Here is a 13,007-nt window from a genome sequence, read left to right on the forward strand (position 1 = left end):
GTCCTCAGAACTGAAGGCCGGGCGAGACGCTCGCGGGCATTTGCAACTGGGTGCTTTGGACGGACGCCATCGGATACGAGCAGTAATCCGCTGCGTAGAATGCGCTCGGGCGCTGATTGCCAGACCGCCCGATACCACCGAACGGCGCTGCCGAAGACGCCCCGTTCGTCGGCCGGTTCCAGTTCACAATGCCCGCGCGAATGGTGTGCTGGAAGTGGGTCCAGGCGGCCTCGTCGTCGGCCAGGAGGCCAGCGGATAATCCGTAGGCGGTGTCGTTGGCGCGCTCTATCGCTTGATCGAAAGTAGCGTAGCGCGTGAGTTGCAGCATCGGGCCGAAATGCTCTTCGTCGGGGACGTTGCGCGCGGTCGTGACGTCGATGATGGCCGGCGTGACGAAGCCGAGTTCCGCGGAACGCTGCGTCATTTCGAGCAACGGCTTGCCGCCCGCTTCGATCAATTGCGCCTGCGCCTGCACGAGCTTCGCTGCCGCCCGCGCCGAGATCACGGCGCCCATGAACGGTTGCGGATCGGCATCGAAGGCGCCAGTTTTGATCTTCGATGTCACGTCGATCAAGCGCTTGATGAACCGCTCGCCGAAGGCGTTATCGGGAACGAACAGACGGCGTGCGCACGTGCAGCGCTGCCCCGCCGATAAATACGCCGACTGGATCGTGTGATGCACGGCGGCATCGATGTCCGCGACTTCGGCCACCACCAGCGGATTGTTGCCGCCCATTTCCAGCGCGAGCACGATCTCCGGACGGCCACCGAATTGCCGATGCAACAACGTGCCGGTATCCGAGCTTCCGGTGAAAAACAAACCATCGATCTGCCGATGATTCGCCAGCGCAACGCCTGTCTCCTTCTCGCCTTGCACGAGGTTCAACACGCCCGAAGGCAAGCCAGCCTGCGCCCACAAATCCACTGTCAGCGCGGCCACGCCAGGCGCGAATTCCGATGGTTTGAACACCACCGTATTCCCCGCGATCAACGCCGGCACGATATGCCCGTTCGGCAAATGCCCCGGGAAGTTGTACGGCCCGAACACGGCCACGACGCCATGCGGACGATGCCGAAGTACGGCTATGCCGTCGGCCATTTCCTGACGTTTCTCGCCGGTACGCTCGTGATATGACTTGACGGAGATATCGACTTTAGCGGCCATTGTTGCGACTTCGGTGCGGGCTTCCCACAACGGCTTGCCCGTTTCGCGACCGATGGTGTGAGCGAGCGTTTCCTTGTGCTCGGTCAGCAGCGCCGCGAAACGCCGCGTGATCGCGATACGTTCGTCCAGCGTCAGCGCAGACCACGAAGCGAACGCATGTCGCGAAGAAAGCACGGCGCGGTCAACGTCCTGAGCCGATGCGCTCTGACCCTCCCACACCACTTCGCCGTTACCCGGATTACGCGACGCAAAAGGCGCGCCGCTGCCATCGCTCCACGCGCCATCGATAAACAACTGAGTCGAAATCTTCGTCATGTTCCTTGTCCCTAACTTGCGTTCTTCGTTGCGTTCTTCGGGCGCGGTTGCGATGCCAGCACACGCACCGTATCGCCCTCTTTCACGCGCAAAGCCGCCGCTTCTTCTGCCGTCAGCAGGAAGATACCGTCTTCGGGCACGCCGAACGTCGCGCCACATCGGAAGTCGTCGAGCGACGTATTCGATACCAGGCTGCGGGCCTCGCCATTCTCTTCACGCTCACCTATGCGCACCGACACGAGCACGCTTTCCCGCACCGTGCGCAAGTCCGCTATGTGGCATTCGAGGACTGGGCCGGCATCGAAGATATCGACGTGATTTTCGTACCGCAGCCCTTCCGTTTCGAGCATCTTGCGTGCGGGCATGGTGTCGCGATGCGTCAAGCCAACCGCCGCTTGCGCGTCCTCGGGCAGCATCGCGAGATAAACCGGATAGCGCGGCATCAACTCGGCGAGGAACGACTTTTTGCCGTGCGAGCTGAGATAGTCGGCTGCATTGAAATCGATCTGGTAGAAGTGCGAACCCACCGCTTGCCAGAATGGCGAAGCGCCGCTTTCGTCGAAATGGCCGCGTAACTCAGCGCACAACCGCTCCGGAAACCGCTCGCGAAATTGCGCGATAAACATAAAGCGCGAACGCGACAGCAAACCGCCGACACCCGCCGTGCGATATCGCGGGCTCAGGAACAGCGAACAGACTTCGGCGTACCCGGTGAGATCGTGTGAGATGTTAAGCAGCGACATCTTGGTCCACACGCCCAGATCGCGGCTCGCATGCACGACCGTCGACACACGATAGTTATAAAACGGCTGCTCCAGCCCGACTTCCGTTTCGATACCGCATACGCCCGCAATATCACCCGTCGCGGTGTTTTCCATCGCGAACAGATATCCCGCTTCGTAGGGCTCGGCTTCATCGGCCAGGGTGCGTCGTGCACGCTCTACACGTGCTGTCAATGCATCGCGATCCGGCTTGAAGGTGGTCAGTCCCGGTCCGGTCTCGTGCGCGAGCGCGACGAGCGCGTCGACATCTCCAGGCTGCACGCAGCGGACAACGATCATTGCAATTCTCCCGAAGCCTGATGAAGCGGCACACAGCGCACCGTATCGGAATCTTTCACGCTTAATACCTGGCATAGTTCCGCGGACAGCGGCGCACCGTTCCCACGCGCCGACGGCAGACTGGCCAAAGCGCAACGAAACGCGTGCGCACCCCCGGCCGCGACCAGATACGGCGTGCCGGACACGCCCGCGTCATCTTGCGCGGTCCGCACGGCGCGAACCTCATTCGCCAGCACCGACGCACTACGTTCCACGGCGACGGTCAGAACGGGACCGGCATCGAAGATATCGACGAAACGATCCGGCTCGAAACCCTCTTCCAGATGGATGTCATACGCGAGCAAAGCGCCGTCGTCCGGCTCGCCCAACACGCGCTGCGCTTCGGGCGGTAACAGCGGTACATAAAGCGGATAAGTCGGCATCACTTCCGCGATAAACGTCCGGCTCCGGCCACCCGATTCCAGCTCCACCTGCTCGAAATCGCGCCCGAAGAATTTGCGCCCCACCGCTTCCCAGAACGGCGATACGCCCGCTTCATCGGTCACGCCGAGCATCAGCGAAAAGACGTCGTCGGAGAAACGCTTGCGGTTCGCGGCGACGTACATCATGCGGGCACGCGAGAGCAGATGCGCGGCGGCATCGTGCGTGGCTTCGCGTATTGACGGATCGATGTAGAAGCCCGTCAAGCGGCTCTTGCCCGTAAGCTCATGCGACATGGTGAGCGCGTGGATCTTGCGGTTCACCTTGAGTTCGCGCGAGGCGTGGATCAACGCGTCGTTGCGAAACGCGTAGAACGGTTCCGAATAGCCCGCCGATGCCACGATGCTCGACGTGCCGAGCAATGCGCCCGTCGCTGTGTCCTCGAGCACGAACAGATAAAACTCCTCGCCGGGAAACTCGACTTCTGCGCGAAACGAGTCTTCGGACAGCGCGACGCGCGTTTCCAGCACGCGGCGATCGCGCGGCAGCGAATGCAGCACCGGATGCGCGGCGTGCGCCATCCGTTCGAGCGCGTCGAGATCGGCGAGTCTTGCGGGGCGGACGATTAGCATCGGCGATTCCGTTGGTTTAGAGAAGATGCCGAAGTGCGCACGTTCAATGCGCCACGTCGGCGATAGCCTTTTCGATGCGCGCGAAACCTTCGTCGAGATCGGCCATCGGCATGATCAGCGACGGCGCGAAACGCAGCACGTTCGGCCCGGCGATCAGCATGATTACGCCATGTTTCGCAGCAGCGTTGAGTACGTCTTTCGCGCGGTCCTTGTAGGCATCGGCGAGTTCGGCGCCGATCAGCAGACCCTTGCCGCGAATCTCCTTGAACACCGAGAAACGCTCATCGATACGCTTCAGATGCGCCTTGATCGCAACGCTGCGTTGCTGCACGCCTTCGAGCACCGACGGATCGCTTATAAGCTCGACCACCTTGTCCGCAATCGCCGCGCCGAGCGGATTGCCGCCGTAAGTCGTACCGTGCACGCCGACCTTGAAATGCGCGGCGATCTTGTCGGTGGTCAGCATGGCGCCGATCGGGAAACCGTTGCCCAGCGCCTTCGCGGTCGTGAGAATGTCAGGCGTCACGCCGTAGCCCATGTAGGCGTAGAACGAGCCGGTGCGGCCCACGCCTGTTTGTACCTCATCAAAAATCAGCAGTGCGCCGTGCTGGTCGCAGGCGTCGCGCAGGCCTTGAAGGAACGCCGGATCGGCGGGCAGCACACCGCCTTCGCCCTGCACCGGCTCGACGATCACCGCGCAGGTTTGCGGACCGATCGCCGCACGCGCCGCAGCCAGGTCGTTATACGGAAGATGTGTGATGCCCTGCGGCGTCGGACCAAACCCTTCCGCGTATTTCGGCTGTCCGCCTACGCTAACCGTGAACAAGGTCCGGCCGTGGAACGACTGCGTGAACGAGATAATTTCGACTTTCTCGGGACCGGTGTTGTCGATGGCGTAACGGCGCGCGAGTTTCAGCGCGGCTTCGTTCGCTTCCGCGCCGGAGTTGGCGAAGAACGCACGGTCCGCGAAAGTGAGATTGGTGAGGCGGGTCGCAAGACGCAAGACCGGCTCGTTGGTGTAGCCGTTGCCGATATGCCAGAGTTTCTGGCCTTGATCGTGGAGCACTTTCAGCAGTTCAGGATGCGCATGACCCAGCGCCGTCACCGCGATACCACCAGCGAAATCGACATAATCGCGGCCTTCCGTGTCCCACACGCGGGAACCGAGTCCGCGATCCGGCACGAAATTCGCCGGGGCGAAAAGAGGAACCATCACTTCGTCGAACGTACTGCGCGTTACATTGATATCCGTCATGAACCGCTCCTTTGCTTGTTCGGGTATGCCAGCTTGAGCATCGTTATTGGATGGTAGGCGCGTGCGGACGCCGCGTCTTGCGGGAACGCGACAAGGTTTCATGGTATTCGAGGGGGATGACGCTTTGTGGCGGGGTTTCGGGGGCCAGGTTTGTTTCGTTTGAAAAACAACCCGTCCCCGATTCCGTTCGATCCACTTTCGCCGCGCCGCGGCGTGAATCCACGCTTACTTGAGGCTGCCGGAAAGGAACTGCCGCAGCCGTTCGCTGTTGGGCGTGGTCAGCACCTCGGCCGGCGCGCCCTCTTCTTCCGTGCGGCCCTGGTGCAGAAACATCACATGATTCGACACATTGCGCGCAAAGCCCATCTCATGCGTCACGACGATCATCGTGCGGCCTTCCTCGGCCAGCTTCTGCATCACTTTCAGCACTTCGCCCACCAGCTCGGGATCGAGCGCGGACGTGGGTTCGTCGAAGAGCATCACGTCGGGATGCATGGCCAGCGCCCGGGCGATGGCCACCCGCTGCTGCTGCCCGCCCGACAAATGCGACGGATATTGCTTCTCGACCTTTGGTGCGAGCCCGACCTTCTCGAGACATTCGCGCGCCCGTTCGGTCGCTTCCTTCTTCGATAACCCCAGCACGTGCATCGGCGCTTCCATGACGTTTTCAATCGACGTCATATGCGCCCACAAATTGAAGTGCTGGAACACCATCGCGAGTTTCGTACGCACGCGCTGCAACTGCTTGTGGTCCGCGACTTCGAGATTGCCCATGCGATCGGTTTTCGTGCGCACCGGCTCGCCGTCGACCACAATCTCGCCCGCATTCGGCCGTTCGAGGAAATTGATGCAGCGCAGGAAGGTACTTTTGCCCGAGCCGCTCGACCCGATGATGCTGATCACATCGCCGGCGTTGGCGGAGAGCGAAACGCCCTTGAGCACCTCGTTATCGCCGAAACGCTTGTGGATATCGCGGGCGACGAGTTTGACCGCGGCGTTTTGCGCGGCGGCCGTTGCAGCATTTTGTGCGGATGATTCCAACGCATTCTCCCCGGAAGGTGGGTCTGAGGTTCAGCTTAATGCTGGCCTGAATCTCGGCCCTGTATCGATCATGGCTGCGGATTTTACCGAAAGCCGCCGGCATGCAGGCATAGGGACAAACGCCCTCGCCTGCAAGCGTTCATGGTCAGTCCTTTGCAACCGGCGCCGGCGTCACGGCGCGCACTTGCTGTGCCACGCGGCCATTCGCCATCGCGATGTCAGGACTGGTTTGCAGCATCGGGAGGTATTGAGTGTCGAAGGCGGCGTTGCGGTTCTTCGCGCCGAACATGGCCGTGACCGCGTGTGCCATGTCGATCCGGGCTTCGGGCGTGGCGTCGGTGTCGTCGAGCACGTCATCGAGGGCGGCGATCAGCGTGGATAGCGGGCCAAGCCATTTGTAAGCGCTGCCGTTGATCACGATCTGCAAGAACTCACCGGGCGACACCACGCCGAATTCGGCTTCGTGGCGGGTGCGCAACTCGTCGAGGATGCTACGGTGCAGCGCCAGCAGCGGATGGCGCACGTCCTTGAGAAACGTGGTCGCGGCCGGGTCGGTCATCCTGATGGTCATGGTCATTGTCCCGAAGTGGAAAATGAGCCAAGCCTACACCGTCGTCAGGCCGCGCCCTACATAGCGAATAAAATCGGGCGCGGTCAGCGGCGCGGAAAAGAGCCAGCCCTGCCCGAATTGTGCGCCGCGTGTGTGGAGATAACACGCCTGCTCCTCGCGCTCGATCCCTTCGGCCACCACCTGCACGTGCAGCGTCAGCGCCATGTCGATAATGTGCGACGCCACGCTGCTCGACGCCGCGTCCTGACCGACCGTATCGACGAAAGACTTGTCGATCTTCAGCGCGTCCACCTGGAAATTCTGCAGATGCGACAGGCTCGAATAACCTGTCCCGAAGTCGTCGATATACACCGGATGCCCTGCATCGCGGAACGCCTGGATCACTTCCTTCGCGGCATCGGCGTCGAGAAAACAGCGCTCGGTCGCCTCGATCCGGATTTGCTGCGGCGCGATCTGCGCGGCTGCAAGCGCGGGTGTGAGCCGCTCCAGGAAGCGCCGCGAAGTCAGGTCCGCCGCGCTCAGGTTGATCGACACATACAGCTCTTCATACCGATGCAAAAATTCGCCGAGTTCGAGCAGGACCGTATCGAATACCTGGTCTGTAATCGCCTGGATCAAGCCGCGATGCTCCGCCAGCGGGATGAAATGATCGGGGCGCACGATCCGGTTCTGGTGCTTCCAGCGCACCAGCGCTTCAGCGCCGATGCAACGGCGCGTGGTGAGATCGACTATCGGCTGGTACGCGACGATGAACTGATGGCGGCGCACGGCGTCGCTGAGCTGGCCGAGCGGCGACAGGCGCCGCACCATGAACAGGCCGAGCCACGCGGAGAGCGTCAGGCCGGCCGCGACACCCGCGAGCAGCCAGGTCCAGGGCAGCGCACGCAGACGTTCGACAAACGTCACCTCCGATGTGTCCGGGGCGCTGGCCGCGCTCGTCGATGCATAAGCGCGGCGCGCCGGGTTGGCGTTTTCGGGCATGGCGGTCGCCGCGAATCCGGCTACGGGGAAGTGGGCAAAGAGCCGGGACGGACCCGCAACGGAAGTGTTGGCGATCAGGCGGATCGCGCCCGTGTCGACCATGCGCACAACGTAGTTCTCGAGGGCGGCGGCTTCCCGCGCAGCGGCGACACGTTCGTCCACGCCGGGCGCAAACAGGACGCACAACGCCGCCGGCAGCATCGCCGCGATCAGCACGATGCCAGCCAGGAACGCCACGCGCCCACGGCGTTTAAACGTGTTCATCGTGCGCTTTTCATTTCGCGACGCCCTTTGCGCCGGAATCGCGCTCCATGATCGTTTTAATGCGGCCCCTGATGATGTGTCCATTCGCATGTGCGTTATTGCAACGACCGGGGTCTTCGCGCCGTTCGTCATGTCGATCCTCGTTGACAACAGTTTTCCCTGCGTCCTCCTGGCAAACGACCCAGTGTAGCGGCGGGTTATACCGGGCTTCAATGCTTTGCCATCGACGAAATGCCTGCTTTGGTGGGCTGGCGCACGCCGGCTCGATGCTTTTCCGGCGCGCGTGCGCGGACGTCTGGCAAATGGCGGATGAGTCCGTTAGTCGTGAGAAAATCAGGCCTCCGGATGATGACCGCTACCATCGTTCGTGCTTCACGTGCTTCACCTACCGATTAACGCCAAACTCAGGGAGCCACTCGATGGCATTGCACGACGCCAGCGTTTTCACGATCCGCGACGCGAACGCCGCCGATTTCGACACGATCACGCGCATCTACGCTCACTATGTGCTGCATGCTCTTGCGACCTTTGAGGAGACGCCGCCCGGCGTCGACGAGATGCGCGCCCGGCACACGTCGATCACCGGTGCGGGCCTGCCCTATCTCGTGGCCGAAACGGACGGCGCGGTGGTCGGCTACACGTATGCGACCGCGTATCGGCCGAGGTCGGCGTATCGGCACACGATCGAGGATTCGGTGTATATCGCCGATGGCTTTGGTGGGCGCGGCCTCGGTCTCGCGCTGCTGACGGCGCTGATCGAGCGTTGCGACGCAGGGCCGTGGCGGCAACTCGTGGCGGTGATCGGCAACAGTGGCAACGCGGGGTCGATTGCGTTGCATGCGCGGCTTGGATTCGAACATGTCGGCGTGTTGCGCAAGGTGGGTTACAAACACGGTCAATGGGTCGATACGGTGCTCATGCAACGCTCGCTCGGCGAGGACAAGGCGTTGATTCCGCAGCCATGAGACCCGCTATTACCGGGCTGTACCCGGCTCGCGCGCCCTTTCGCCGTACCATTGCATCATGACCATTTAGCCTGAGCTTTAGTTGCCCACTTACACCCTCACCGCCGCCGTCAGTGCCGAAATCGACATCCGCAAGAGCCGTTTTATCGCGCTGGCAATTCCTGTCGCCGATCGCGCCGCCGCGATGCTCGAACTCGACACGCTGCGTGCCCAGCATCCCGGGGCCACGCATGTCTGCTGGGCGCTGCTCGCGGGCGGGGAATCCGGTATGTCGGACGATGGCGAGCCTTCCGGCACAGCCGGCCGGCCGATCCTGGAAGTGCTGCGCCATCATGAAGTGGACGGCGTGCTGGGCGCCGTCGTGCGCTACTACGGCGGTATCAAGCTCGGTGCGGGCGGATTGGTGCGCGCCTACACCGACGCCATCGCCACCGCGATGCAACTGGCCGAACGCATAGAACGCGTGGCGCTCGGACTGCTGCAAGTGGAAGTGGATTACGCCGACGAAGCGCGCGTGCGGCGCTGGGTCGAACAGGAAGGCCATGCACTCGACGACCCTGGATACGGCATGACCGTACGCTTGTCGATCCAGATGCCGCTCGTCGTCCGCGATCAGGCCGCCGACGCTATCCGCGACCTGACCCACGGCCGTGCGGCCATCACGAAAGCACCTTGAGCGCCATGAGCACCCTCGACCGCCCGCACGTCTTCACAATCACGCTGCTGCCCTCAGGAAGGTGTTTCTCGTCGACGGAGCAGACAACGATCCTCGAAGCGGCGGCGCTCGACGGATTGCGCCTGTCGAGTTCGTGCCGCAACGGCACATGCCGTGCGTGCCTGTGCCGTCTTGCCGATGGCTCGGTGCGTTACCGGATCGACTGGCCGGGCCTGAGCGCGGACGAAAAAGCCGATGGCTGGATTCTTCCGTGCGTGGCATTACCCACGTCGGATTTGACTGTCGATCAAGTGGATTTTCTGGAAATTCCGAATCCCGCCGATATAAAACCCGGTCGCGGCCGGGGCTTCTGATGGTTTGAATCAGGCTCGGTGCTAATTCGGTACAGATGTAAACCAGAACCCGGGTAATCCGGGATTGTTGTCTTTTATCAAAGACATACGATGGCATTCCCGAGCGGCGAAGTGCGCCCCATTGTTCACCGGCCTGTAATAGAGCCTCCAAAAAGTGTATAATTGCGTTTCGCCCAATTTTCTGGCAGGGCCAGACCAACTGAGATATCAATGACTAAAGTATTGTTGAAAGAGAACGAGCCTTTCGACGTCGCCATGCGCCGTTTTCGCCGCACCGTCGAACGTACCGGCCTGATTCAGGAACTGAAGTCGCGTATGGCTTATGAAAAGCCGACCACCGAGCGCAAGCGCAAGAAAGCTGCTGCTGTTGCTCGCCTGCGCAAGCAGATTCGCCGCGCACAGTTGCCGAAGAAATTCTATTGATGGTGTTGCACGTGTGAACGGCGGCTTGCAGGTCGACCAGGTTCGATCGAAGCGCCGGGTAGCCGGGGACTTGTTCGATACGTCCCGGATGCACGCTTTGCCACATGAGTGAATCGCTGAAAAACGCGTTCCAATCTCTCTTGCGCTACTTTCGTTGGACTGTCGATAAGTCTCAAGCGTAGAGATCTGCTTCAATCTCGCCGAAACATTCAGAACTCAAAAGCCTGCACGATATTAATCGTCCAGGCTTTTTGTGTCCGCTTCGACTTTGATTCGACGAATGGATGATGCTTCCACCCACGCATCAGCATCATGATCACGCGTCAAAGCACTTTCGCGCTATGCACGACCGTAAACGCATAAAGCCCGGATAGACCGGGCTTTATGCGTTTAATCCTTGGTTGCGGGGGTAGGATTTGAACCTACGACCTTCGGGTTATGAGCCCGACGAGCTGCCAGACTGCTCCACCCCGCGAAAAAGATTATAGCGCTAAGGACATGTCAGGTCAAACCGAATCGAAGAATATTGCTATTGAATGTGAGTGCCTTGAATTTATCGCACGGGTGCGGGCTTCGACGGAGGGAGCGGATCGGTCCCACGACGCACCGCTTCCACACAACGCCGATGTTCTCGCGACAAGCGATTCAACAGCGGCAGCAAAATGATGGCGACAGCCGCCCCGCCTGCGGCGACCCAACCGAGTCCGAAAAAGAGCTTCGTATAAAGCGGCAGCGATTGCAGCGAGCCAAGATCGTTCGACGGCATGCGCGCGAAGTTGGCGACCACACTACCGAGATACTGCGAAACACCCGTCGCGACGTAATACGCTCCCGTCATGAAGCCGCTCATGCGCGCGGGCACGTAGTGGGCGATCATCGCAAGGCCAGGTCCAGAGACCAGCAGTTCGCCGAGCGAGTACAGCCCATATCCGCTGACCATGAACCACAATGACACGCGGCCATCGACGGCATAGCGGCCGCTGAATGCGAACACGAAAAAACCGAGCGCAACCACCATGAACCCAAGCGCATATTTCGCGGCGATCGGGATATCGTGGCCGCTTCGCGCAAGCCGCGTATAAGCGATGGCGAGAAAGGGACTCAGCAGCATGATCCAGAGCAGATTGAGCGCCTGGAATTGCGCCGCGCTCCATGAGAACAAGCTCATGTTGAAAAGCTTGCACGTCGGGTCCACGTTGCGCAGCGCGAACAAGGTCAGCGACGTCGACATCTGCTACGTCGACATCTGCTCATAGAAGATGAAGAACAGGATGACCTGCATCGTCAGGATCAAGGCAGCGAGCAAGCCGGCACGTTCGCTTCGGTCACACTTCATCAGCATCCAGCCGAAGATCACGAGAATCGCAACGCCGGCCGCGTACACGCAGATCGCGGCCACCTGTTCGTTCTGCAGCACGAATACCGTAGCCAGACCCAAGGCCACACCGCCCGCTGCGACAAGTGAAAAGCGGCTCCAGAGCATGGGTTCGTCGTCGGGAGCGGAACCAATGTGCCCGACCGTACGGCGCGTCAGCGTGAAGTTGAGCAAGCCGAGCACCATGCCCGCGAAGCACACGGCGAACGCGGCGTGCCAGCCCCAGTGATCCTTGATCCACGGCGTTGCGAGCATCGAAATAGTCGAGCCGATATTGACCGACATGTAGTAGATGGTGAACGCGCTGTCGAGGCGCGCATCCCCGTCCTGAACTCACGCTCACCGACTGGCCGAGGGACATGCGCCGAGCACATGCAGCGCTGCTCGGTGAGGACATCCAAATCGATCGGATGCTCGCGCAGTCGATCACGGTTCTCGAATACATCATCATCGCTCGCAACGGCCGGTTGCCGGCGGAGATCACCTCTTCACATTCTCCCTGACCATAGAGGCCGATTGATTAGGGCGCGGCAAACCTGGCCGGGGAAGGAAGGATTGCACAGTGCTATATAGCCGTATAGCGTGCTATTTAGCGCGCAATGAGCCATATGAGGAACGCACCATGCAGATTGACCGCGACCGCCCCTGAACGATGCCAAGGCAATGGGCACGGCTTTTGAACGGTTCTCGAAGGAGCTAATGGAAAACGAGCGCATCTGATTGAAACACGGCGGCCGTCGTTGATCGCATCATCCGTGACTTCACGACTGATATTCTCGGGCTGGTCGGCCGCGACGACTTCATGACGCAGCTCGATTTCCGCTGCCGCGAGATGAACGGGCTGTTCCTTGGCGAGTCGTTAACGGATATCGGAAGGCGCTGCAATGCTTGAGCGGGATGTGTCGACTGAGGACTACGTCAAGGAAAAGCTCGACGCTACTATGAACGACGTCGTAGCGAGACTTCTGCAGACGAAGTACTGACGGTCGCTGAGAACGGGGGCGTCTCAAGATCCGGAAATTTGCGCACTAAGGCGGGCGTGTGCCGTCTTCGATTGCTGCGCAAACCAGTTGTCGTTGAATTGGTAACGCAACTGGTTTCCGCAATTCTCGCACGGCCATCGCATCGATCGCGCGTCGGCGTTGCTTAAACGATCGTTTGCGCAATCCCGGCACAGAGCCACAGGGCGGATTGCTGACAGTGGCGGCATCGAGCAGTCGGACGGCAGCTTCCTGCATCAGCGAACTCACACTCCCGACCCAGTCGCTCACAATCGCTTGGCATCAGTGACCGTTTCGTGGGGTATAGCGGCCTGCGAGTGCTTTCACGCCACGCACTTTTCAGCAGGTGGCCATACGGCGGCCGACGACTGCGGAATCATTAAACGGCTAACGACGACGCAGAGTGCCTAGCCGAAGCCACGCACGACCCACCTTGGCTGACCATGGCCGTCGCGGTCATTGATGGCCTCCCGTCTGGCTTACCTGTCTTGCTTGCCGACGAGGTCACA

General features: G+C 60.9%; 12 protein-coding genes, 1 tRNA gene and 1 pseudogene. 5 read left to right on the top strand and 9 right to left on the bottom strand.

What is annotated here, in order from left to right:
* Positions 1-4: 4 nt before the first annotated feature.
* From astD to M0D69_RS19705, 7 genes are all read right to left on the bottom strand, one after another.
* Complete coding sequence (gene astD / locus M0D69_RS19675) at positions 5-1,480, bottom strand: succinylglutamate-semialdehyde dehydrogenase (protein ID WP_301783612.1); 1,476 nt, start codon at positions 1,478-1,480, stop codon at positions 5-7.
* Positions 1,481-1,491: 11 nt separating this feature from the next.
* Positions 1,492-2,541 carry an arginine N-succinyltransferase gene (astA, locus tag M0D69_RS19680; protein WP_301783613.1) on the bottom strand — a complete coding sequence of 350 codons (1,050 nt, stop codon included), beginning with the start codon at positions 2,539-2,541 and terminating at the stop codon, positions 1,492-1,494.
* A complete protein-coding gene (gene aruF / locus M0D69_RS19685) occupies positions 2,538-3,593 on the bottom strand; it encodes an arginine/ornithine succinyltransferase subunit alpha (RefSeq protein WP_301783614.1) in 1,056 nt (351 codons plus the stop codon). Before aruF ends, astA begins: the two co-directional genes overlap by 4 nt.
* A 43-nt stretch (positions 3,594-3,636) precedes the next feature.
* Entirely contained in the window at positions 3,637-4,848 is a 1,212-nt protein-coding gene (locus tag M0D69_RS19690; protein WP_301783615.1) for an aspartate aminotransferase family protein, read from the bottom strand.
* Positions 4,849-5,073: 225 nt separating this feature from the next.
* Positions 5,074-5,817 (bottom strand): ABC transporter ATP-binding protein, encoded by a 744-nt coding sequence (locus M0D69_RS19695; RefSeq protein WP_301783628.1) that lies wholly within the window; start codon positions 5,815-5,817, stop codon positions 5,074-5,076.
* 217 nt (positions 5,818-6,034) lie between these two features.
* A complete protein-coding gene (locus M0D69_RS19700; protein ID WP_301783616.1) occupies positions 6,035-6,460 on the bottom strand; it encodes a hypothetical protein in 426 nt (141 codons plus the stop codon).
* Positions 6,461-6,493: 33 nt separating this feature from the next.
* Positions 6,494-7,705 (bottom strand): EAL domain-containing protein, encoded by a 1,212-nt coding sequence (locus M0D69_RS19705; protein ID WP_301783617.1) that lies wholly within the window; start codon positions 7,703-7,705, stop codon positions 6,494-6,496.
* A 419-nt stretch (positions 7,706-8,124) separates the two neighbouring features.
* Here M0D69_RS19705 and M0D69_RS19710 point away from each other — a divergent pair, with 419 nt between their 5' ends.
* The 4 genes from M0D69_RS19710 (at position 8,125) to rpsU (ending at position 10,122) form a co-directional block, all read left to right on the top strand.
* Entirely contained in the window at positions 8,125-8,670 is a 546-nt protein-coding gene (locus M0D69_RS19710; RefSeq protein WP_301783618.1) for a GNAT family N-acetyltransferase, read from the top strand.
* 82 nt (positions 8,671-8,752) lie between these two features.
* Complete coding sequence (locus M0D69_RS19715) at positions 8,753-9,346, top strand: YigZ family protein (protein ID WP_301783619.1); 594 nt, start codon at positions 8,753-8,755, stop codon at positions 9,344-9,346.
* 5 nt (positions 9,347-9,351) lie between these two features.
* Entirely contained in the window at positions 9,352-9,699 is a 348-nt protein-coding gene (locus M0D69_RS19720) for a 2Fe-2S iron-sulfur cluster-binding protein (protein WP_301783620.1), read from the top strand.
* Between the two features lie 210 nt (positions 9,700-9,909).
* Positions 9,910-10,122, top strand: a complete 213-nt coding sequence (gene rpsU / locus M0D69_RS19725) for a 30S ribosomal protein S21 (protein WP_006999077.1) — start codon at positions 9,910-9,912, stop codon at positions 10,120-10,122.
* Between the two features lie 398 nt (positions 10,123-10,520).
* On the opposite strand, the gene M0D69_RS19730 is transcribed toward rpsU, so the two are convergent.
* Positions 10,521-10,597, bottom strand: a tRNA-Met gene (locus tag M0D69_RS19730).
* Between the two features lie 78 nt (positions 10,598-10,675).
* Positions 10,676-11,824, bottom strand: a pseudogene (locus M0D69_RS19735) (peptide MFS transporter); the annotation flags it as partial.
* A 32-nt stretch (positions 11,825-11,856) separates the two neighbouring features.
* On the opposite strand from M0D69_RS19735, the gene M0D69_RS19740 reads away from it, so the two are divergent.
* Complete coding sequence (locus tag M0D69_RS19740; RefSeq protein ID WP_301783621.1) at positions 11,857-12,000, top strand: hypothetical protein; 144 nt, start codon at positions 11,857-11,859, stop codon at positions 11,998-12,000.
* Positions 12,001-13,007 lie beyond the last annotated feature (1,007 nt).

Source organism: Caballeronia sp. SEWSISQ10-4 2, from assembly GCF_030464885.1.
Taxonomy (GTDB): Bacteria; Pseudomonadota; Gammaproteobacteria; order Burkholderiales; family Burkholderiaceae; genus Caballeronia.